At 34.9% G+C, this 21,099-nt stretch carries 25 protein-coding genes and 2 tRNA genes; 13 read left to right on the forward strand and 14 right to left on the reverse strand.

The window, feature by feature from the left end; genetic code table 11:
- Positions 1-17 precede the first annotated feature (17 nt).
- On the reverse strand, positions 18-665 hold the full coding sequence (locus tag FD688_RS00360; RefSeq protein WP_190242844.1) for a glycoside hydrolase family 70 protein: 648 nt from the start codon (positions 663-665) through the stop codon (positions 18-20).
- A 121-nt stretch (positions 666-786) separates the two neighbouring features.
- Here FD688_RS00360 and FD688_RS00365 point away from each other — a divergent pair, with 121 nt between their 5' ends.
- Positions 787-1,422, forward strand: coding sequence for a YczE/YyaS/YitT family protein (locus FD688_RS00365; RefSeq protein ID WP_138741348.1), 636 nt, complete (start codon positions 787-789; stop codon positions 1,420-1,422).
- 23 nt (positions 1,423-1,445) lie between these two features.
- On the opposite strand, the gene FD688_RS00370 is transcribed toward FD688_RS00365, so the two are convergent.
- The 6 genes from FD688_RS00370 to FD688_RS00395 all read right to left on the reverse strand — a co-directional run bounded on the left by FD688_RS00370 (position 1,446) and on the right by FD688_RS00395 (position 5,202).
- On the reverse strand, positions 1,446-1,925 hold the full coding sequence (locus tag FD688_RS00370; protein ID WP_190242845.1) for a DUF3278 domain-containing protein: 480 nt from the start codon (positions 1,923-1,925) through the stop codon (positions 1,446-1,448).
- A gap of 11 nt (positions 1,926-1,936) precedes the next feature.
- Complete coding sequence (locus tag FD688_RS00375) at positions 1,937-2,434, reverse strand: DUF3278 domain-containing protein (protein ID WP_138741350.1); 498 nt, start codon at positions 2,432-2,434, stop codon at positions 1,937-1,939.
- Positions 2,431-2,637 (reverse strand): helix-turn-helix transcriptional regulator, encoded by a 207-nt coding sequence (locus FD688_RS00380; RefSeq protein ID WP_138741351.1) that lies wholly within the window; start codon positions 2,635-2,637, stop codon positions 2,431-2,433. Before FD688_RS00380 ends, FD688_RS00375 begins: the two co-directional genes overlap by 4 nt.
- Before the next feature lie 21 nt (positions 2,638-2,658).
- Positions 2,659-3,189: a DUF3278 domain-containing protein gene (locus FD688_RS00385; protein WP_138741352.1), complete on the reverse strand. Its 531-nt coding sequence runs from the start codon at positions 3,187-3,189 to the stop codon at positions 2,659-2,661.
- A gap of 117 nt (positions 3,190-3,306) precedes the next feature.
- The gene (gene rlmH / locus FD688_RS00390; protein ID WP_053792152.1) at positions 3,307-3,786 is read right to left on the reverse strand and encodes a 23S rRNA (pseudouridine(1915)-N(3))-methyltransferase RlmH; all 480 of its coding nucleotides are present in this window, start codon (positions 3,784-3,786) and stop codon (positions 3,307-3,309) included.
- 465 nt (positions 3,787-4,251) lie between these two features.
- Complete coding sequence (locus tag FD688_RS00395; RefSeq protein WP_138741353.1) at positions 4,252-5,202, reverse strand: Dyp-type peroxidase; 951 nt, start codon at positions 5,200-5,202, stop codon at positions 4,252-4,254.
- Positions 5,203-5,383: 181 nt separating this feature from the next.
- Here FD688_RS00395 and FD688_RS00400 point away from each other — a divergent pair, with 181 nt between their 5' ends.
- The gene (locus FD688_RS00400) at positions 5,384-6,829 is read left to right on the forward strand and encodes a catalase (protein WP_138741354.1); all 1,446 of its coding nucleotides are present in this window, start codon (positions 5,384-5,386) and stop codon (positions 6,827-6,829) included.
- 193 nt (positions 6,830-7,022) lie between these two features.
- On the forward strand, positions 7,023-7,394 hold the full coding sequence (locus FD688_RS00405) for an aggregation promoting factor surface protein (protein WP_282570073.1): 372 nt from the start codon (positions 7,023-7,025) through the stop codon (positions 7,392-7,394).
- 36 nt (positions 7,395-7,430) lie between these two features.
- Here the strand turns inward: FD688_RS00405 and FD688_RS00410 are convergent, their stop codons facing one another.
- Positions 7,431-8,591: a homoserine dehydrogenase gene (locus FD688_RS00410; protein ID WP_190242846.1), complete on the reverse strand. Its 1,161-nt coding sequence runs from the start codon at positions 8,589-8,591 to the stop codon at positions 7,431-7,433.
- A 100-nt stretch (positions 8,592-8,691) separates the two neighbouring features.
- On the opposite strand from FD688_RS00410, the gene thrC reads away from it, so the two are divergent.
- From thrC to FD688_RS00425, 3 genes are read left to right on the forward strand one after another with little or no spacing between them, the layout of a single operon-like run.
- A complete protein-coding gene (thrC, locus tag FD688_RS00415) occupies positions 8,692-10,197 on the forward strand; it encodes a threonine synthase (RefSeq protein WP_225426075.1) in 1,506 nt (501 codons plus the stop codon).
- Positions 10,169-11,023 carry a homoserine kinase gene (gene thrB, locus FD688_RS00420; protein WP_190242847.1) on the forward strand — a complete coding sequence of 285 codons (855 nt, stop codon included), beginning with the start codon at positions 10,169-10,171 and terminating at the stop codon, positions 11,021-11,023. Before thrC ends, thrB begins: the two co-directional genes overlap by 29 nt.
- Before the next feature lie 14 nt (positions 11,024-11,037).
- The gene (locus FD688_RS00425) at positions 11,038-11,472 is read left to right on the forward strand and encodes an ACT domain-containing protein (protein ID WP_034530904.1); all 435 of its coding nucleotides are present in this window, start codon (positions 11,038-11,040) and stop codon (positions 11,470-11,472) included.
- A 148-nt stretch (positions 11,473-11,620) separates the two neighbouring features.
- On the opposite strand, the gene FD688_RS00430 is transcribed toward FD688_RS00425, so the two are convergent.
- Together FD688_RS00430 and FD688_RS00435 are read right to left on the reverse strand one after the other, a co-directional pair.
- Positions 11,621-12,316: a GPP34 family phosphoprotein gene (locus FD688_RS00430; protein ID WP_053795908.1), complete on the reverse strand. Its 696-nt coding sequence runs from the start codon at positions 12,314-12,316 to the stop codon at positions 11,621-11,623.
- Between the two features lie 39 nt (positions 12,317-12,355).
- The gene (locus tag FD688_RS00435) at positions 12,356-13,066 is read right to left on the reverse strand and encodes a glycerophosphodiester phosphodiesterase family protein (RefSeq protein WP_138741358.1); all 711 of its coding nucleotides are present in this window, start codon (positions 13,064-13,066) and stop codon (positions 12,356-12,358) included.
- Positions 13,067-13,257: 191 nt separating this feature from the next.
- On the opposite strand from FD688_RS00435, the gene FD688_RS00440 reads away from it, so the two are divergent.
- The 4 genes from FD688_RS00440 (at position 13,258) to FD688_RS00455 (ending at position 15,541) form a co-directional block, all read left to right on the forward strand.
- Positions 13,258-13,671 (forward strand): hypothetical protein, encoded by a 414-nt coding sequence (locus tag FD688_RS00440; RefSeq protein WP_138741359.1) that lies wholly within the window; start codon positions 13,258-13,260, stop codon positions 13,669-13,671.
- 71 nt (positions 13,672-13,742) lie between these two features.
- Positions 13,743-14,024 carry an ArsR/SmtB family transcription factor gene (locus FD688_RS00445; RefSeq protein ID WP_176589783.1) on the forward strand — a complete coding sequence of 94 codons (282 nt, stop codon included), beginning with the start codon at positions 13,743-13,745 and terminating at the stop codon, positions 14,022-14,024.
- A 91-nt stretch (positions 14,025-14,115) separates the two neighbouring features.
- Positions 14,116-15,009 (forward strand): metal ABC transporter solute-binding protein, Zn/Mn family, encoded by an 894-nt coding sequence (locus FD688_RS00450; RefSeq protein WP_190242848.1) that lies wholly within the window; start codon positions 14,116-14,118, stop codon positions 15,007-15,009.
- A gap of 76 nt (positions 15,010-15,085) precedes the next feature.
- Complete coding sequence (locus tag FD688_RS00455; RefSeq protein WP_034531352.1) at positions 15,086-15,541, forward strand: hypothetical protein; 456 nt, start codon at positions 15,086-15,088, stop codon at positions 15,539-15,541.
- Between the two features lie 39 nt (positions 15,542-15,580).
- Here the strand turns inward: FD688_RS00455 and FD688_RS00460 are convergent, their stop codons facing one another.
- From FD688_RS00460 to FD688_RS00475, 4 genes are all read right to left on the reverse strand, one after another.
- Positions 15,581-16,276 carry an ABC transporter ATP-binding protein gene (locus tag FD688_RS00460; protein ID WP_138741360.1) on the reverse strand — a complete coding sequence of 232 codons (696 nt, stop codon included), beginning with the start codon at positions 16,274-16,276 and terminating at the stop codon, positions 15,581-15,583.
- On the reverse strand, positions 16,276-17,343 hold the full coding sequence (locus FD688_RS00465) for an ABC transporter permease (RefSeq protein ID WP_138741361.1): 1,068 nt from the start codon (positions 17,341-17,343) through the stop codon (positions 16,276-16,278). The genes FD688_RS00460 and FD688_RS00465 overlap by 1 nt, the downstream gene beginning before the upstream one ends.
- Before the next feature lie 11 nt (positions 17,344-17,354).
- On the reverse strand, positions 17,355-17,942 hold the full coding sequence (locus FD688_RS00470) for a TetR/AcrR family transcriptional regulator (RefSeq protein WP_138741362.1): 588 nt from the start codon (positions 17,940-17,942) through the stop codon (positions 17,355-17,357).
- Positions 17,943-18,062: 120 nt separating this feature from the next.
- On the reverse strand, positions 18,063-19,424 hold the full coding sequence (locus tag FD688_RS00475) for an FAD-dependent oxidoreductase (protein ID WP_054450804.1): 1,362 nt from the start codon (positions 19,422-19,424) through the stop codon (positions 18,063-18,065).
- Between the two features lie 398 nt (positions 19,425-19,822).
- Here FD688_RS00475 and FD688_RS00480 point away from each other — a divergent pair, with 398 nt between their 5' ends.
- The 3 genes from FD688_RS00480 to FD688_RS00490 all read left to right on the forward strand — a co-directional run bounded on the left by FD688_RS00480 (position 19,823) and on the right by FD688_RS00490 (position 21,099).
- Positions 19,823-20,569, forward strand: a complete 747-nt coding sequence (locus tag FD688_RS00480) for an SGNH/GDSL hydrolase family protein (RefSeq protein ID WP_138741363.1) — start codon at positions 19,823-19,825, stop codon at positions 20,567-20,569.
- A 328-nt stretch (positions 20,570-20,897) separates the two neighbouring features.
- A tRNA-Asn gene (locus FD688_RS00485) sits at positions 20,898-20,969 on the forward strand.
- 58 nt (positions 20,970-21,027) lie between these two features.
- A tRNA-Asn gene (locus tag FD688_RS00490) sits at positions 21,028-21,099 on the forward strand.

Genomic DNA, 21,099 nt, shown 5'->3' on the forward strand with positions numbered 1-21,099 from the left:
TAATTCGGGGTCTTTTTTTAGAATAGAGAATTTAAACGTTTTAAATCATTAATATTAAATTTACGATGCTTACCATCAACTAATCTATTACTCTTTTCGTCACGATTTACCAAACTATATTGAGATTGATCTTTAATGAATTCCTGAATAATTGCTTTTAACCACTTAGTGCTCTTAGTTTGGGTGATTTTCATCTCGATTTCTTTTTGAATAACTTGGGTAGCATCGTTTAAATCCTTTTGTGAACTGGTAATATCATATGTATCATCGCCATAATCAAAGTATTCGTTCATAAAATTGATATATTGTGTTTCTAGACGTTTACTTGGCCACCATGCCATAAGAATTGGACGACGATCCTTAGAAGTTGATTTTTCCCACTTTTGCCCATTTCTAAGAATCATCTTTGGTCGATACCACGTGTTAAATGTCAGGTATCCGTCTACAGTTGATATATTTTGTTCATCAATCTTGTAAAACGCATTATTTTTAGAATAAGTGTTTTGCGGATTATACGATGGTTTTACAATTCCTGAAGTTTCCGCCCTTGAATTTGAGATTGATAAAATCAAACCAACTCCAAACAATGCTGCCACTATCATTGCGCAAGTCACAATTGACAATAGCAGTTTTTTGCGCAAGAAACTCAGCTGTCCTTTTTTCATTATAAGTTCTCCTAGTTTCATATTATGATACTAATTTTACCACAAAAGAATATTTCTCTTGCTTCATTGATAAAATCATGAAATATTAGATATTATTGTTTAATTCTAGGAGATGTTTATATTGAAAGCAAAGATGTTGTTTAGAATCATCTTGTACATAATTGGACTAAATGTTTTAGCACTTGGTACAACACTATTCGCATGCGGAAAACTCGGGGTTAGTTCGTTAGTCTCTGTACCACAAACTCTATCATTTATTTTAAATACTACTTTGGGTCATGCCACTACGATGTTCTTTATTGTTTTGGTGGTCATCCAATTAATTATCATTAGAAAATTTGAATTAAAAATAGTTTTACAATTGGTACTAGCATTTGTTTTTGGTTGGCTGGTTGATTTTTATGGATTAACCGTTGGATTGAAAAGGATTCCATTACAGGGATATGCTGAAAAAATCCCAGTAACTTTACTAGCCATTTTATGTACAGCATTAGGGATTTTTATGATGGTAAAAGCATCTTTCGTCCTAATCCCAGCTGATGGATTTGTTAATGTCATCAGTGATAAATTTAATAAACCATTTGGCCAAATGAAGTTTTGCTTTGACGCATCCATGATTATCATCACAATCATTTTAGGATTGGTATTTTTACACCGCATTACTTCAATTGGGATTGGAACTGTTTTAGCAGTCCTTTTTGTTGGTCAATTGATTAACCTATTTAATTATATTGTGGACAAGACAAAAAAAGCTTAGAGCATCTGCTCTAAGCTTTTTTGTTATTTAAATTTACGACGGTATCCTAAATATATTGTGAAAAGATATAATATCGTATATACAGTAAAGAAAATAAATCCGAAGTCGCCGCCCAAAAATAAGTTGAAACAAATAAGAAACATAATTACAAATACTAATGTAATTATGCTTTCATTAAAATAGCTTTTGATAGCTCTTTTTCGTTCAGCATCGTCACCATAATCATATTCATCTAATCCATATCGTTTCACTACAACATTCATATACGTTAGCGCAATTAAAGCAGCTGTTATATTTGCAAAGATCAAACCAATCAAGATGTTGGAATTATCGTAGAAGTTTCCTATTATTAGCGATGTGAAAGACGAAACCAAAAGAAAGACAATAAGACCGAATGCCACCTTATTGGCCGCCTCAGAAATTACCTTATTGGTAAATTCATCAAATGGTTTATTAATACCGTAAATAAATTTAACTAATTTTGTAAATAAAGATTCATTCATATTCATTCTCCTCATCTTTTAAATAGACGACAATACTGCATATAAATTACCACCAAATTACCAATAAAAAAACCGATAAACATTGGCGAAATACTTTCGTACATTCCCATATATCTGAACCAAATCGAAATCGGATACATAGTGAGTAACAAAATCAATACAGACGTGAATAATCTGCTGATAATAAATCTTTTACTATAAATCTTTTGTTCTTCTTCATTATCAAATTCATAGCGATCCAATTTATTTTTTCTAATGATTCTACCTATATATGCACTTGCAATCAAATACACAAAGGTATCGGCAATAATTAAACCACTTACTACATTCATAGGACTAAACCAACTTATCAGTACCATCAATGCATATGCTGAAACAATAAGATATACCATTAACCAAATCGCGATTTTATTTCCAGCGTCGTTAATGACGTCCCTGGCAAACTCATCAAACGGTTTGCTAATTCCATAAAAATTTTTAACTAGTTTTATAAACAAAGATTCCTTCACCGGTTATTCACTCCTTCATTCCAAAATAAAGTATTTAAATCTGTTTTTAGTGTTTTGGCAATATTGAAACATAGTTTCAAACTCGGATTGTATTCTCCCTTTTCAATCAAACTTAAAGTCTGACGAGAAATACCAACTAGCTGCGCTAGATCTTTTTGCTGAATATTCAATTTGGTCCGTATTTCTTTAACTCGATTTTCCAAAAATAACCCCTCACAGCTTCTTTATTTTTGAATTTTATTTTTTAAAGTTATATATACAGTAAAGCCACCAATCACAGAAAAAGCTAATATCATTAAATTATTCCATGGACTTAACACTCTCTCTGCTAAAGTGTTACCAGCGTTATTGGGACCACCAAAGATAACAAGTGCCCTTTCCAAAATGAAAAAAGATATACCACAATTAAATCCACGACGTTTAGCCTTTTTTACCAACGTTTCATATGATTGTTCATTCGTTACATCAATTAAATCAATTTTACTTTTACGTATTTTATATTTGAGAAACGCTAACACCAATAACATAGCTAATAAGTTAATTGATAATACGACTGCTAATAAGTTAGATAAAAAGTTGGCAGAAGGTGAATTTAAAAAGAAACATCCGGCAACCAAGAATTCAATAAGACTAAATAGGAAATAAGATCCGAACGCAATAAAACCACTTTCATACATGACATTTTGTTGGTATTCATCTTTTTTTAATGGAACACCAAATTCATATTCAATAATTTTGTTTAATATTTTTTTCATTAGATATGCACTTCCTAATTTTTAGGTAATATATATATTCCATATGTAAACTATATATTACATAAATTAAAAATGCAAGTATAGAAAAAGATATCTTTTTAGACGTCTCTTTTATTATTATTTATGATATGGACTACCTTCATTAATCATGAAGGCACGATAAATTTGTTCGGTTAATACCAAGCGCATCAATTGATGTGGCAAGGTAAAACGGCCAAATGAAATTTGAGTGTCAGCACGTTTTAAAACCTTTGGCGCAAGACCAAGTGATCCACCGATTACAAAAGTGATATCTGAATGACCATATGTGGCCAACTTATCGATTTCTTTGGCAAATTCTTCGGATGCACGTTCTTTACCAAGAATGGCTAGTGCATATACATATTCCTTGTCGGCAATCTTGTCCAGAATTCTAGTTCCTTCTTTATCCATAACATCTTGCATCTCAGATTCACTAAGGGATTCAGGCGCTTTCTCATCTGGAACCTCAATAATCCGAAACTTACAAAAACGTGATAAACGCTTGCTGTACTCATCAATTCCGGCCTTAAAATACTTTTCTTTTAATTTTCCAACCACAACTAGTTTAATATTCATTTGTGAAATCTCCTTTTTGAATTTTAGAACCACTATATTTAGTATGTGGAAATGTTGTTAACTACTACTAATATTGTCCACAGATTGTCAAGGTTTTTCACGAGTTATCCACATCTGTGCATATGCTATTTTAACCCGTGTAACACTCAAAAAATACTGTCACACAGGCGTTTCACAGTACTGCGTTTTCCGTGTAACTTTCTTTTCCACAATGTTATCCACAGAGTTATCCACATGAGGTGGAAAACTAAAAAATAGCGATAATTATTGATTTTTCGGGCATATATATAGATCGAAAAAATTTTAATTTTTCTAGTTATACACCGAATGTATGTTTTTTTCTTTGTGAAAAGTTTTGGATTAAAATTTCACAAAGATTATTATACAAAATTAAGTAATTGTTCGTAAAATTTTATATAAAAAAAAGCGTTGAATTTAATCAACGCTCTCATAAATAAATGGTAATTATTTAGTTGGTAATTCGCCTTCAACGATTTGGTCTAACGTTGTCATAGAAGGTATAAAGAACACGTTACCAGTCACTGGATCAGAGAAATCTAGTAAGCGGTCGGATTGCCCAAACATGTTTTCAAGCATGCGCTTAGTAACTGTCCAATGTCTAGCATAACCAATGAAGTATGTTCCAGTCTTACCAGAGCTAGGATCTGAGAATGGGACATTCATTCTGACAATCTTGTGTTCAACACCATCGTCGTTATCTTGAGATGCGACGTTATGTGAGTTTTTAAGTTTTTCGTCATCTTCTAATTCCAAATCGGAGTATTTCTTTCTTCCGATAGCCTTTTCTTGGTCTTCAGTCTTTAATGCATTCCAAGCATCCATGTTATGAATGTATTTTTGAGCAAATGCGTACGAACCATTTTCAAAGTCAGGGTCTTCATCCCCAATAATAGCGTATCCTGAAGCCTTTTGAATTTCAGGATTTTCAGTTCCATCAACAAACCCGATGATAGCTCGACCTTCAAAATATCTAAATCCCTTTGTTTCATCTTCAACGGTTGCAAAATCACGGTAGTAATTTCTGATTTGACTAGCAACTTCATATACCACTGCTTCAGAATCTGCACGAATGTGGATAAATAAATCGGCAGGTGTTGATGGTGAAGTATATTTAGGTCCCTTTACTGGTTTAAAGTCTTCTAATTCTTGTGGCTTCTTCGCGTCAGCAAATAAATAATCCCATGCTGAGTTAGAGAACCCAAACGCTACTTTCAAATGTTCTTCAGGATATCTGATATTCATTGAACGTAAAATGGCTTGTTCTCTAGATACTAATTCGACAACCTTTTCACGGTCATCGTCTGCGTTACTTCTATTAATAGTTAATGTCGTAAATAATACATTTTTTCCCGCATCTTTATATACGTCTTGTGCGTCAGTAGGATCGAATGGCATGGTAGTACCTTCTTTCGTTATTTATAATGATTATAAACTAATAATCAATATTATTATAACTCATTTTAAACATGATGAACGGTAAAAATTTAAAAAATCATTAAAATTTTGAGCATATATTATCATAAGTTTTTATTTAGCATTACAATGTTGGTGTATAAACATAAAGGGGGAATTATTCATGACCAAACTAACTACTGATGAAGGTCAACCATGGGCAGATAATAATCATTCATTAACTGCCGGAAATCGTGGCCCTGTTTTATTACAAGACTACCAATTAATTGAAAAATTAGCTCACTTTAACCGTGAACGTATTCCAGAAAGAGTAGTCCACGCTAAAGGTGCCGGGGCTAAGGGTGTTTTCACTCTTACCCGTGACATGAGCGATTATACAAAAGCCGACTTGTTCAATGGTAAAGGCAAGCAAACACCTCTTACCATTCGTTTCTCTGAAGTTGCTGGTGAATTAGGTTATCCTGATACCATCAGAGATGTGCGTGGTTTCGCAATGAAGTTCTACACTAATGAAGGAAATTACGACATCGTTGGTAACAACACACCTATATTCTTTGTTAATGATCCTTTGAAGTTCCCTGACTTCATTCACTCACAAAAACGTGATCCTGCTACACATCTTCGTTCAGAAGACATGCAATGGGACTTCTGGTCACACTCACCTGAATCACTTCACCAAGTAACCTATTTAATGGGTGACCGTGGTAACCCTGCTAGCTACGCTAACATGAATGGTTACGGTTCACATACATTCAAGTGGGTTAACGCCAAAGGAGAAGTTTACTGGGTTAAGTACCACTTCATCTCAGAACAAGGCGTTAAGAACATGACCGAAGACCAAGCATCCAAGGTTGCTTCTGAAAACACTGACTACTTAATTCAGGATTTATATGACCGTATTAATAATGGTGACTATCCTAAGTGGAAGGTATGTGTTCAATTAATTCCTTATGAAGAAGGATTAAATTACAAGTACGACATTTTTGATGTTACTAAGACCGTTTCTCACAAGGACTACCCACTACAAGAAATCGGTGAGTTCGTATTAAACGAAAATCCTGAAAACTACTTCAATGATGTTGAAGAAGCATCATTCTCTCCTGCTAACCTAGTTCCAGGAATCGAACCTTCAATGGATAAACTATTACAAGGTCGTTTATTTGCTTATAAAGACGCCGCTAGATACCGTTTAGGTGCCAACTACGAACATCTTCCTGTTAATAGTCCAAAGAATGAAGTTCACAACTACGCTCGTGACGGATACATGTCACAAGGTCAAAATGGTGACGTTAACTACGAACCAAATCAATATGAAGATGCTCCACGCGAAGATCCTCACGCAAAGATTAAGCCATTTCCAGTTGAAGGTGAAGCTAACAGCTACAAGACCTATGACGAAGACCCATACTCACAAGCTGGTGCACTATATCACGTCTACTCAGACGATGAAAAAGACCGCTTAATTCAAGCCATCAAAAAACACCTAGGTAGCGTTAAGAGCCATGATACAAAAGTACGTCAAACTAAGCTATTCTACCGTGCAGATCATGACTATGGTAAACGCGTTGCCGATGCTTTAGGCCTAAATATGGATGAAATTACTGAATAATTGATAAAAATTACACCGGTATGATTGTTGTCATACCGGTGTTTTTTTGACTTTTATTTCAGCAATGTAACAATTAATAATATAACTGTAACCATGTAATAACGTTACTGATATATAACTTCGATATAGTATTAATCATCATAAGAAATCGAAGTAAAAAATTTTTAAGGTATATATAAAGGAGTTATGTTTCTTGAATAACGTTACAAAATCTTTTATCAAATTCACAGTAATCGCATTTACATCATTATTAATTTTATTTGCAATTAATTTCGCTAAAAACGACATTCATGCTGATGCCTCAGTTAACTGGCAACATGTTGCTGAAAAGCATCTAAGCAAGAAAAACATCGCCGCAAGACGCTGGATTTCATTTCACGAATCAACTAACAGATACCATGCAAGAAACGGTGTTTGTTACGGTAAGTTCCAATTAGATATCAGCTACCTACATGGTGACAAATCAAAGAAGAACCAAGAATTAACTGCCAACAGATACGTTGCTAGTCGTTACGGTTCATGGGTTAACGCCAAGAAATTCTGGCAAAGACACCACTGGTACTAAAATAAAAAACAGCTTAGCTAATCGCTAAGCTGTTTTTTATTGTCTAAACATTATTGTTTTGTTATCCGCTTGAAGAATTTCTTGATATAACATATGTGCAGATTCGATAGTTTGGTTAGATAAAGTCCAATACTTACCTTCTAGGTTAGTAACATCTTTTAAATCACTAAGATCAATTTCAGTTCTTATGATGTATTCAGCAGCAAAATTATTGTTATCGATTATTAAACGGTGGCTACCATCAATGGAATAGCTAGGATTACTCTCAAAAACATCGACGATATCTTGTAACAAGGCGTTGGCGGTTGGTTTTCTTCCAGCCCCTTGTCCTAAGAAACATAGTGGTCCAATGGTATCCCCGGATAGTTGGACGTAGTTCAAATTGCCGTTAACTGTCGCAACGGTATTATCAACCGGTAATAATGTTGGTTCAATTGAAATAGCTAGTTTATCTTGATCATACAAGCTCGCCTTTCCAATTAATTTAATATTCATATTACGACTCAAGAAGAAATCAACATCTTCCTTTAGTAGATTTCTAATACCGATTTTCTTAATCGCATCCCCCGGTTTAACAATTGTATTAAACGCTAAATCCGTTGAAATACATAGTTTATTTTCGACATCAAATCCATCAATATCAGCTGTCGGATCTGATTCTGCGTATCCTAAGTCTTGTGCCTGCTTCAACGCTCCTGCAAAACTAACGTGTTGATGTGCGATTGAATCAATAATGAAGTTACTAGTTCCATTAAGGATTCCTCCTATCGATTGAACATCGTCAATTCGTAGCGCTCTTTTGAGGTTTTGAATCCATGGTATTCCACCGGCGACACTTGGTTCAAAGCGAAACGAAACATGATTTCGTGTGGCCTCATGGATAAATTCTTCCATATACTTAGCTACAACTGCTTTATTGGCAGTAACCACATTCTTATGAGCTTTAAAAGCATCCATAATCATCTCATATGCTGGGTGAATGCCACCCAATGTTTCTACAATCACCTTAATGTCATCATTATCTAAAATTGATTGATAATCATTAGTCTTATTTTGATTTGCATCTACTTTTTCTTTTCTTACCCATATGGCTGATACGTTTAACTTTTCGTTAAGTCGTGGGCTCTCATCGATAATTTCTTTAACCCCACCACCGACGGTTCCAAGTCCTAAAATCGCGATATCCAAACCGATCACATCTTTTCTTTTGTATGTATATAATAAACACTTGTTTTTTATTAATAAACAGATTATCATGTAATCAAATCTTTTTCAACCACACAGGAGGATATCAATTATGGAAAAATACACTAGCACTAGAGATAAAAATATCGAAATTAGCTCGTTTGATGCAATTATCAAGGGATTTTCGGATGATGGTGGCTTATTCGTTCTACCAGATTTAGCCAATCATAATATTAATATCGATAAAGTTATCGACCAAAGTTACCAAGAAATTGCCTTCGATGTTGTTAAAGCATTGCTACCTGATTTTTCAGACTTCCAAATCGCCAACAGCATTCACGAAGCATACGATGATGGTTTCGATGATTACGAAATTACACCCATTAAAGATGTCGATAACTTCTCAGTTCTAGAATTATTCCATGGTCCCACCTGTGCATTCAAAGACGTCGGACTTCAATTATTACCAAAACTAATGCAACAGTGTCTACCTGAAAACAAGCACGTAATGGTACTAGCGGCTACGAGTGGTGACACCGGTACTGCTGCTCTTGCAGGTTTTAAAGATGTCGATAAGATGGGGGCAATGGTCTTCTACCCACAAAACGGAGTCAGCATGGTACAAAAACAGCAAATGTTGACCACTAAGGGTTACAATACCAGAGTTGCTGCTATCAATGGTAATTTTGACGACGCGCAAACTAACGTCAAAAAAATCTTCAACAACCAAGCACTAAAGGAAAAACTTGGTGATGGTAACTCACTATCAAGCGCTAACTCAATTAATATCGGTCGTTTAGTTCCACAAATCGTTTACTATTTCGATGCTTACAAGCAAATGGTCAAAAACGGGAAAATAAACGTTGGGGACGAAATCATCTTCACCGTCCCTACCGGAAACTTTGGTGATGTTTTAGCCGGATACTACGCCAAGTTATTAGGACTACCCGTGAAGAAACTAGTAATTGCATGTAACTCAAATAAAGTCTTAGCAGATTTCTTTGAAAATGGTGTTTATGATCGTAACCGTCCATTTTTTAAGACAATTGCGCCAAGTATGGATATCCAAATTTCTAGCAACTTCGAACGTCTTCTGTATTACAAGAGCGGTGAAAACGTTGATTATGTAAAGGCACTAATGGATGACTTAGAGCATGATGGTAAGTACGAAGTACTCCCAGAAATATTGGCATCCATCAAAGAAGATTTCATCTGCGGATACAGTGATGATGAGGAAATAAAAGCATCCATTAAGGAAGTCTTTGAAAAATATGACTACCTAATGGATCCGCACACTGCTTCCGGATACCGTGTTACACGTGAAACACAAGCTAATTATCCAGATACTCATATCGTAATGCTAAGTACAGCTAGTCCATATAAATTTGTCGACGCAGTTGCTGATGCCATCATCGGCGAACACCGTCAAAGTCCAATTGAGACTAGTGATTTATTAGTTAAAAAGACTGGAATCGAAATGCCCGAACAACTAAGACAAATCTGGCACGATGAAGCTATTGTCCCATCCAAAATCAACCCTGAAGAAATGGAAGAATTGGTGGTCGATACAATAAAGGATGTGTTTGAAAATGATAAAAGTAAGAGTTCCCGCAACTAGCGCAAATATCGCGATGGGTTACGACTGTCTAGGCATGGCCATCAACCTATTTACAGCGATTGAAATTGAAGATTCTGAAAAATTCAATATCACCGGTTGTGATGAAGCTTTCCAAAACGAAGACAATCTGGTCTATCAAGGCTTTATTCAAGGATGTAAATATTTAAAAAGAGCAGTTCCTACCATATCAATTGATATTCAAAGCGAAATTCCAGAATCACGTGGTCTAGGTAGTTCATCTGCTTGTATTGTCGGTGGAATAATTGGTGCATTTGAATATTTCAAAAAAGATATCGATAAGGACGTCATCCTCCAAATCGCCACTGCCATGGAAAGACATCCCGACAACGTTGCTCCCGCTATCTATGGTGGATTATGTATGGCATTTAAAGATAGTAACGGTCACTACGACATCATCAAGTACCCCATAGATGATTCTTACTACTTCACTGCAGTCATTCCGGACTTCAAAGTATCCACCAGCGAAGCCAGAAAGATTGTCCCTAAAGAAGTTAAAACTTCAACCGTAGCTCATCAACTCTCTCATTGTTTAGCGATGTTAAACGCTCTATCCAATGGTGATATCGAACAATTAGACGATTCCATCGATGACCGTTTGCATGAGCCCTACCGTCGAAAACTAATCAAAGGATTTGATGAAATTAAAAATATCGTCAAATCAAATGATTCTATCGTATATATCAGCGGAAGCGGATCAACGCTAATAATCATTAGTAATTCAACTGATAGACGTGATAAAATAATAGAAGCGTTGCAAAAACGATTCGAAAAATTCGACATTAAAAATGTTGAAATCATGAACTAACGGTGGTGAGAACAATCAGTAAGTACTATATTGTCGATGACTCGCTTCTACCAGAAGCATTCGGGAAGGTCATTGAAGCAAGAAAAATGATTGATAACGGGGAAGTCAAAAACGTCAGTGAAGCCGTCAAAAAAGTCGGCATCAGTCGTGCTAGTTACTACAAGTACAAGGACTACGTTTACGAAGCCCAACAATCATCATGGCAACGAAAAGCCGTTATTTCATTTTTACTAAGTCATAAAAGTGGTATCTTATCCAAGGTTTTGAATTCCATTTCAAACCGTGATGCCAACATCTTAACTATCAACCAAAATATCCCCATCAACGATTCAGCCAGTGTCGTAATTTCACTGGACTTGAGTCAAATGGATGGTACAATCGATGAATTAATCGCGGATATCAGTGCAATTGATGGCACAAACAAGGTTAACCTAGTCGCTGTTGAGTAATTAGACAAGAGATGCTAACACTCGTTCTAATACATAGGATGGTAATTACACTTTCATGTTTAATCATGACCATTCTACTTATGCCAATCCGTATGGGGCAAGGAGATTTAAATGATAAAAAAAAGACTCAGCAGTCGCTGAGTCTTTTTTAGATTGTGCTTGTTTTGGTCTTGGTCATATATGATGCCGGTTGTTCTTTAGCAACTAATGCAGCAACGTTTCTCATATGATCACCGAAGATATTGATTAATTCTTGAATATGATCATATTCAGGATGTTCTGATAGTCGTTTCAATCTAGTACAAATCACACGACGTTCACGACTCTTAAAGCATAACTTCAATTGACGGCTAACCGTTAGCATCTTCGCTAAGCAGTAAACATTAACTGTCATTGGAGCTGATCCCATCATTTGATCATAAATTGCCTCAATAATTTCTTGGTTAGTTTGATTTTTGGGTACAAAGGTTCTTACCTTGTGTACCAATCCCTTTTTCTTTTCTAAAACATGGCCACCCTCATAAAACTGTTCGCCTAACGCCATGTAAGTATGTTTCATTACATCAATGTTTTGCAAAAGTTTTGCCATGATTGTATCCACATCTTCATTCTTATTACGGATGATTAAATCCATAAAAGAATTCAAGAAGTATAACTTGTGTGGTAAATTGTCGACTATGTCGATTCGGTTATCTTCACCTAATTTAATTACACCTGCAGCCGCTAAGTCTAACAAACAGCTATCTACAAAATAAGCACGTAGACGAACATTTTTTAGCATTACGCGGCTATCTTTGGACTTACTAGTAATTAAAAAGTACATTTCAGCAGTTGTAAGAGCCATAATATAGCCTCCATGAGTAGAATAAAAGTATTCTAACACTTATTTGTCTTTTTTGTTACCCTTTTTTCTTTCGACTTCATCTCTAATTTTAATCGCTCGTTCGAAGTTGTTAGTGAACACACCAGCAACATTATGTTTCATAATAAAACGTAATCGAAGATTCCCGTTAACAGTCCAAATACGTTCACGGTCTTCCACGTCAGGTTGATAAAAACGAAGATGTAACGCATCTAAATTATTTTCATTCATAAATTCCTTTGGGTTATCGATACGATTACCTGTTAGAAATGCGAACTTAGCATCATGGGTAATAGTTTGAGCAATCTTGATTGAAGACAAGTTAAAAGAAGAATAGATGATTGGATGGAGTAATTCATATTCATCCACCATTTTTATAACAATTTCTTCGATGTTCTTGTAGTGAATCTTATTGGTCTTAAATTCTAAATTAACATAGACATCCCTGCCTTCGACCAATTCTAGGACTTCCTGTAACTTTGGAATGGATTCATAGTTAAACAATGAAAAATGAGATAGTTCTTCATATGTATAATCTTTTACAAATCCCCTACCATCAGTAGTCCGATCAATTCGTTCATCATGAATTACGACGGGGACGTTATCCTTTGTTAAGTGAACATCAAATTCCAATCCTTCAATATGATTATGCAGTGCGTATCGAAACCCTTGTAGCGAATTCTCTGGGTACAAGTCTGGTACACCACGATGACCATAGATTACAGTCTTCATTTGAAAGCCCCCCTCATTTTTCTTTTCACTAATCAATAATAATGCTATTTTTTTATTTTGCAACCAAAGTTTATTTAAATGTTACAATAAACTTATCCAAAGATAAGAGGTGTGCCATGATTTACGCAATTATCAGTTTCTCGGCAAGTTACATAATGTTTGTTTTTTGCCTATTTCAAGGCGTTCTAGATATGTCAGGACAAATAAACGAATTACATAAAGCAGAACATTCGGCAAAAAAATATCATCCAATGAGAGCGGGACTATGGATGATTCCACCGCTTAAGATAATGCTGGAACGAAATCGTTTGAAAAAAATTTTATTAAACGCTAAATCAGAGACCGACATCAAAAAATTTAGGGCTTTTTACAACGTTTCCAACCAATCTACTGCATGGGCCTACATATCATTTGCTTGCATGCTAGACGCGATTGTTTCAATTAAAACACTATTTGATGCATTTAGATGGCATCTATCAATTCCAGTATTCATTCTTTTGTCATTTCTAATTATCATCATTGGATATGCTCAGGTCATGTATCGCGTATCAGATGATCGTAAAGAAAAAATTGGCTCCAAAATTAATCGACTAAAAAAGCAATAAATACGCGATGTCATTTTGTTTTTATGCCATTTAACGTTATAATTTATTTATCACTACTTGCGGAGGAAATTATGATCATAAACGACAAAAAACTACATATGATTACCAAAGCTTTGGATAATTCACTTCGAATTAAGATTTTGTATTATTTAGAAGCCAACAATCAAAGTAATGTTTCCAACTTAATGAATTACTTTGAAACTTCTCAACCCAATATTTCTCGTCATTTGAAGATTTTAGCGGATGCTAACCTTGTCTACAGTGAAAAGGATGGCCAGGAAAGAATCTATCAATTAAGCGATAACCACGTTTCTCAGTTATTAGGAACTTTAAAAACCCATATTAATGATTAATAAACATCATTCTTGACATATGCCGTATTTAGTTATATAACTATATTTGTTATATAACAGAATTCGGTATATTTTTATTTGGAGGCACATAATGAAAAAATTTAAAGTAGTCGGTATAATTGCTTTCATCAGCATGTTTATAGTTCTACTTGCTGGTTGCTCTTCTACCAAGGCAAATGACCCTAAGAAAAGTATTAATGTTACTTCTTCGGTAAACTTCTATGGTGAAGTTGCCAAAAACGTTTTAGGTAAATATGGTACGGTTACATCTATTATTAACAACCCCAATATTGATCCTCATGACTTCACCCCTTCTAGTTCTGACGCAAAAAAAGTCTATAAGGCTAATCTAGTTATTTACAATGGTCTAGGTTACGACTCATGGGCACAAAAACTAACAAGTAGTAACAATGATGTTGATTCAATTAATGTCGGCAGTCTAATGGGTAAAAAGACTGGCGATAATCCGCATATTTGGTACAACGTTGCTACAATGGAAAAATTAGCTAACACCCTAGCAGATAAATTCGCTAAGTTACAACCAAAACACAAGAAACAATTCGAAGCTAATGCCAAGGCATACATTGCCAAACTAAAGGTTCTAAACACTCAACTTGATGACATTAAGAAGAATAAAATGAGTAAACCAGTGGCAGTATCAGAACCTGTCTTCGATTACTCACTAGAAAACATGGGATACAAAGTATCTGACACGTCATTTGAAAAAGCTACTGAAAAAGACAACGACCCAAGTCCAAAATCAATTCGTTCACTACAAGAAGATATCAAGAATCACAAGCTATCATTCTTTGTTGTTAATAAGCAAGTTAACAGCAAGACAGTTAACAACCTAGTTAAGTTAGCTAAGGAAAATAACCTTCCAATCGTCTACGTAACTGAAACTAAGCCAAGCAATGAACCTAACTACATCTCATGGATGCAAAATCAATATAAAGAAATTCAAGCAATCCAAAAATCTAAATAATTTGAAGTAAAAAAGATAAAATATTAGTATATAATGTAGTTAGAAAATATATTTGGACGAAGGAGTTTGAACCATTATGGCAATTGCACTAGTAAATGAAATGTTTAACGAATTTAACGATCCTGATTTAAGTTACAAAGATTCCAGAGATGGATACACTGAATGGTTTAAATTATCATTTCTAGTGGATGACGGTTACCACAAGTTTGAAGATGGTAAGCGCAAATTCATTCCCAAATATGACGAAGAATTACAAGAAGTTATGAGTAACTTCTTGAATAAGTACCAAAAGGAATTCGAATCATCATTTATCAACGAAAAAGAATTTGAAGTTCTAGATCGTACCAAGGAAATTGTAAAAGACTTAAAGCAAACCCTTGAAAAAGAATTTTTAATCGAAGATAAGATTAGTTTGTTTGGTATCGATTTAGTCGGTAGTTGGCAAGCATTCAAGAGTTCTGGTTCTTCTAAACTAGAACAACGCTTCTATAGCGACATAACTAACCACGTTGAAAAGAAACACCAAAAATAATTAAAAAAGCAGCTAAGAAATATTCTTAGCTGCTTTTTTCTATACTAATTCTGCATTATTTACGTCAATAAATTGACCCTTTCCATCAACAATGCGGTAATTCTTATCAACATACTTCAATAGTCTAGCATCATGAGTAATAATAATAACCGTCTTGTTTTCGCGATGTGCCAAGTCTTGTAGCATCTGCATCGACTTAACTGCCATATTTCCATCAAGAGCAGCAGTTGGTTCATCTGCCAAGATGATATCTGGATTAGTGTACAGAGCACGTAAAATTGCGACACGTTGTTGTTGGCCGCCAGATAATTCATCAGGATAGTTATTCATTAGGTCATCAATTTTTAATGCTCGTGCCCATTTTGAAAAAGTCTCGGTATCAATATTTCTACTCTTCTTGACCTTATCAGCTAATTTGAATTGATCAGATACCTTTAGGTAAGGCAATAAATTATATGCTTGAAGAATAAAACCAATGTGTTCCAACCTAAACTTACTTTGTTGTTTTTTATTCATATTGCCGTAATCACTACCATCAATATTAATATCTCCAGATGTGGCTGAAAGAATACCACCCAAAATCTTCATGAAGGTACTCTTTCCTGAACCAGAAGGCCCAGTAATGGCAATGACTTCACCTGAATTAGCAGAGAAATTAATATCTTCAAGAGCAGTCGTGGTGGCCATTTTGTCACCAAATACTTTGTTAACATTAGTTAATTCAATTTTTCTCATTATGAACCCCCCATTGCTTTGGCTGGATCAATCTTTGCAACAGTTCGCATTGGAATTAATCCACCAATAATTGACATCACAATTACCATCACAGCAACTGATCCCATCAAGGTAATGTCGAAGGTCATTGGTACTGCTGCAGGCATTGAAATGGCTGTCAAGAAAGTTAATAATCCACTGATTACCACTCCGACAATCGATAGAATCAACGCGTTTGAAATTACGTTCATAGCTAGATAGCCGTTTGATACACCTTGAACCTTTAGAACAGCAAAATATGGAATCTTTTGCATGGTTAGGACGTACAAGAAGATTGAGATTACCACTAAGGTAATTAATAGTAGAAACGCAATCATAAATTCAAAAGTGCTATTTTGAGCACTGTATCCAGGAATGTCTTGGATGAAATCTTCAATATTCATGATTTGAGTGCCGTTGACTGCCTTCTTGACGTCGCTACGATAAATCATGGCACTAATGGTATGATTCATGTCAGTACCAAATTTTTCGGTTTGCACGGCATCGTTGGTGGCATAAATTACCGGTGCAACATTTAATTGGTTGTTTTTAACGGTTCCGACAATTTTAAAGACGTGACCGTTTCTGCTGAACTTCACCTTTTCCCCGAGGTGATAGCCATCTGTTTCCAATAAACTTTGATCAACTACGACTTCATTATCCTTATTGAAATTATGGCCCTTAACAATTTTTAAATCACGGTAGATAAATTGTTTCTTATTTAAACCAATTACTTGTGAGCCCACTTTATTACCTTCTGAAAGAGTTTGGACGTTGGCACTCATTTGAGTAATATCTGCTCGTTTGTCTGCACTAGCTTTCTTAGCTTGTTGTGCAGTAATAGTGGATTGATCCAATGAACCATTGGCATCAGAATTTAAAACAATTTTTTCAGCATTCCAAGAATCGATTGCTTGACGATTAGCTTCACTTAAACCGTTAGCTAATGCAGTTAATATAAAAATCAAGTATGCAATCATCACAATTACCAAGCAAATTAGACTGTATCTAAACTTGCTTTTCTTAATTTCGCGAAGTGATAAAAACACGATTTCCCCTCCTAGTTAACTAAACCCTTATTAATTAGTTTTAACAAATTGGCAAAGTCTGATAGCGCTTGTTTCTCGTCGCCACCGTTCAATACAGTTCTAATGGTTTGGTGAGCTGCTCGACTAGCCCACTTATATGTCAAAACGATTGTCTTCCTGTCAGAAATCTTTTGACCATCAACCACTAAAATTAGTTTGTCGTCTGGTAAATTATTATAATCATATTCAACATGTTTTAATTCATATTGGTTAAATAGTACGTATTGACGATAAAACTGTTCGTAATCAGAATCCTTCAATTTATTAATAAAAGACTCAGTCGCCACATAAAAAGCATGAAGTGAATCAGTTGGTTCTGATTTCAATTGTGCAAACACATCAAAATGAACTTTTCTTAAAACCCTCTTTAAAACATATTGATAACTATCGTTAATATCATCGAAATACTTGTAGAAAGAACCGCGCGCTATTGAACAATCTTTAATAATTCTTGCTACTTGTGCGTCCATTAATCGATGATCTGAAAACTCCTTAATCAATGCATTGAAAACTTGGTTTTGCTTATCTTCATTTAAATTTAAAAAAGTTTGTGTAGGCATTTATAACTACTCCCTTTTTGTGGTGACACGATGTCATTTTCTAATATATTACTCATAAGGTGACACCGTGTCAACTGATTTGTATTAAAAAACACTGAAAAATTTCAGTGTCCTTCACTCTTACTTGTTAATCTTTCTTACAGCAGCTTGTGCAGCTTCGTTCATGATGTTCCAAGGACGATCAAATCCAGGTTGGAAGAAGAAGTCAGCGTAAGCTAAATCATAAACAGTTGCATGTTGTTGAATTGCAAATGAAATGGTATTGATGTTTGCAGTAACATCTCTAGTTGACATGATTTGGCCACCCAAGATACGACCATCAGTTGGATCAAATGTAATCTTGAAGTAAACCTTAGCATTTCCTGCTTCTTGTGAAACAAATGGAGGAACTGCCCAATCTTCGATTAGTACTGATTCTGCACCAGTAACACCGCACTTTTCTTGAGTATCTTGCTTAACACCAGTTGAAGCGAAGTGATAGTTAAATACTGAAAGTGCTGATGACCCTGAAACAGCAGTCATTTTTAATTCTCTTCCAGCAGCGTTAGCAGCAGCAGTACGTCCTTGACGACGGGCATTTGATGCTAAAGCGATTGATGATAATTCGCCAGTTGGTGCATATGGAACCTTAGTTGCATCACCAACAGCGTAAATATCTTTAACACTAGTTTCTTGGTGTTCGTCAATCTTAATACGGCCACGTTCATCTAGGTCTAATAGTCCTTTTACTAATGAAGTATTTGGAATAACACCGGCAGTTTCAACAACTAATTCGGCATCAAAAGTACCTTGATCAGTCTTAACAGCTGAAACCTTACCGTCTTTTCCGACAAATTCAGAAACATTAACGCTACCAACAAAGTTAACACCGTTTTCCTTGAATTCTTGGGTTAATTTTTCAGTAAATTCTGAATCTAGATAGTTACCTAATAGACGAGGATTGTGATCTACGATAGTAACTTCCTTACCTGCCTTAGCAAAAGCTTCAGCAGCTTCGATTCCAATGTAACCTGAACCAATTACAAAAACATGTTTTAAATCAGGATCTACCATTTTTTGCTTTAGTTTGATAGCCCAGTCACGTCCACGCATTGCGTATAGGTTTTCTAGGTCCTTACCAGGAACATCTAGTCGGCGAGGAGTAGCACCAATAGCTAAAATTAGCTTATCGTAGCTTTCATCACGTTCTGAACCATCAGCTAAGTTCTTAACATGAACTGATTTATTCTTTTCATCAATACTTGCGATTTCTTGTTGTACAAATACATGTACACCATCTTTTTCAGCATTTTCAACAGTTTCATAAGATACTGTATTTACATCCTTTACAGTACCTTCTAAGTATAATTCCATACCACATGATAGGAAGGAAATGAAATCTCCTCTTTCATACCATTGAATTTCTGCATCCGGGTTTTCTAAAAGCATTCCACGAACGGCTTCATATCCACCGTGTGAAGAACCAACTACGATAACTTTCATTAGTGTGTGGCCTCCTAATAATTTTTAATTAATATTTATATAACTTTACTTTGTGATAAATATCACATTTAATTTACAAAAACAATTTTACCTTTTGTACGATTATATAGCAAGCAATATTAGCAAAAAAGTAAAAAAATATGATGATTTTTTTATAAAAATTAAAAAAACATCATATTTATAGCTAAAACCGCTTTAAAATACTTTTATTTTAATCTTCACTCTCATATTATCATCCAAAAAATATCGATTTTTTCTTTAAACAAATGATATTTTCATCACAAAGTATCTGTACAAATGTTTAAATATTGATTAAGTTTCCCTATATGTAATTGTAGTGGCCATAAAATGCTAGTAAAATTAAAAACAATAATAAAAACTATGAGGAGTTAATTACAATGAAATATGGGTTGATTAAAACTGCATTATTCACTGCAGCTGGCGCTGCGCTTGTAAAGTTATCAAAGAAAAGTATTGATATTAGAAGAGCTAACAGCGATATCTATCAACCATCTAGAGATTTCTTTGTAGATGACAACCTAAACGGAAAGAAAATAGTATTCCTTGGATCATCGGTAACAGCTGGACTTGCCGCCAAGGGAATTTCATTTGTTGATTTCTTGAGAGTAGAACATGGAGTTCACGCAATCAAGGAGGCAGTTAGCGGAACTACCTTAGCCGATGTTAATGATAAATCATACATTAGTAGAATGAAGAAGAATCTAGATTTTGATTCTCATTACGACTTGTTTGCTTGCCAACTATCCACTAACGATCAAAGAAACGGTGTTGAGATGGGAAGAATCAGCAAATCGTATGATGCTGAAGATTTTGATACTCAAACTACCATCGGTGCAATCGAGTACATAGTAGCTACTGTCCAGGATACTTGGGACTGTCCATTGGTCTTTTACACCTGTTTAAGAAAACCTGAACCAGAGTACGAATTTTTACGTGAAAAACTTTTTGAATTACAAAGAAAATGGCATTTCGCAATCATCGACATTTGGAATAACAAAGCATTAAAGAAGATGAATGAAGAAAATCCTTCCTTCATGCTAGATGATACACATCCAACCTGTGCAGGATATCGTTATGGTTGGACCCCTATTTTCGTTAAAGAATTAGATCAAATGTTAGAATAATAAAAAGGTCACCAATGACAAGCGTTGTAATATCAACGTTTTATGGGTGGCTTTTTATTTTTATTAATTTTTAATGAAAAAACAGTTGCAATTTTATAATAATGATGTATTATTATAAACAACGACAGAGATATGATAACTACATAAGCAAAAATTTAGATTAACGTCTTTATTGAGTTTGCATGATGTTTCGGTTAAAAATTATCGTTGTTATTTGATATTGTTAATGAATTAAAATTTCACATTTTTCTCTCATTTTGTATCACATACAAACATATTTTTACTCTATTGAGTAGTTGGATTAATTTCCAAGCACATATTTCATTCTTGCTCTATGGTTCAATGGTAGAACGGCGCACTGTTAATGCGAAGGTTACTGGTTCGAGTCCAGTTAGAGCAGTTGGGTAGGATGCTACTCATCACAAAAAGACTTAGATCTTTAATCAATTACAGATTCTTGCTCTATGGTTCAATGGTAGAACGGCGCACTGTTAATGCGAAGGTTACTGGTTCGAGTCCAGTTAGAGCAG

The sequence above is a fragment of the Apilactobacillus kunkeei genome (genome assembly GCF_005930975.1).
GTDB lineage: Bacteria > Bacillota > Bacilli > Lactobacillales > Lactobacillaceae > Apilactobacillus > Apilactobacillus kunkeei_E.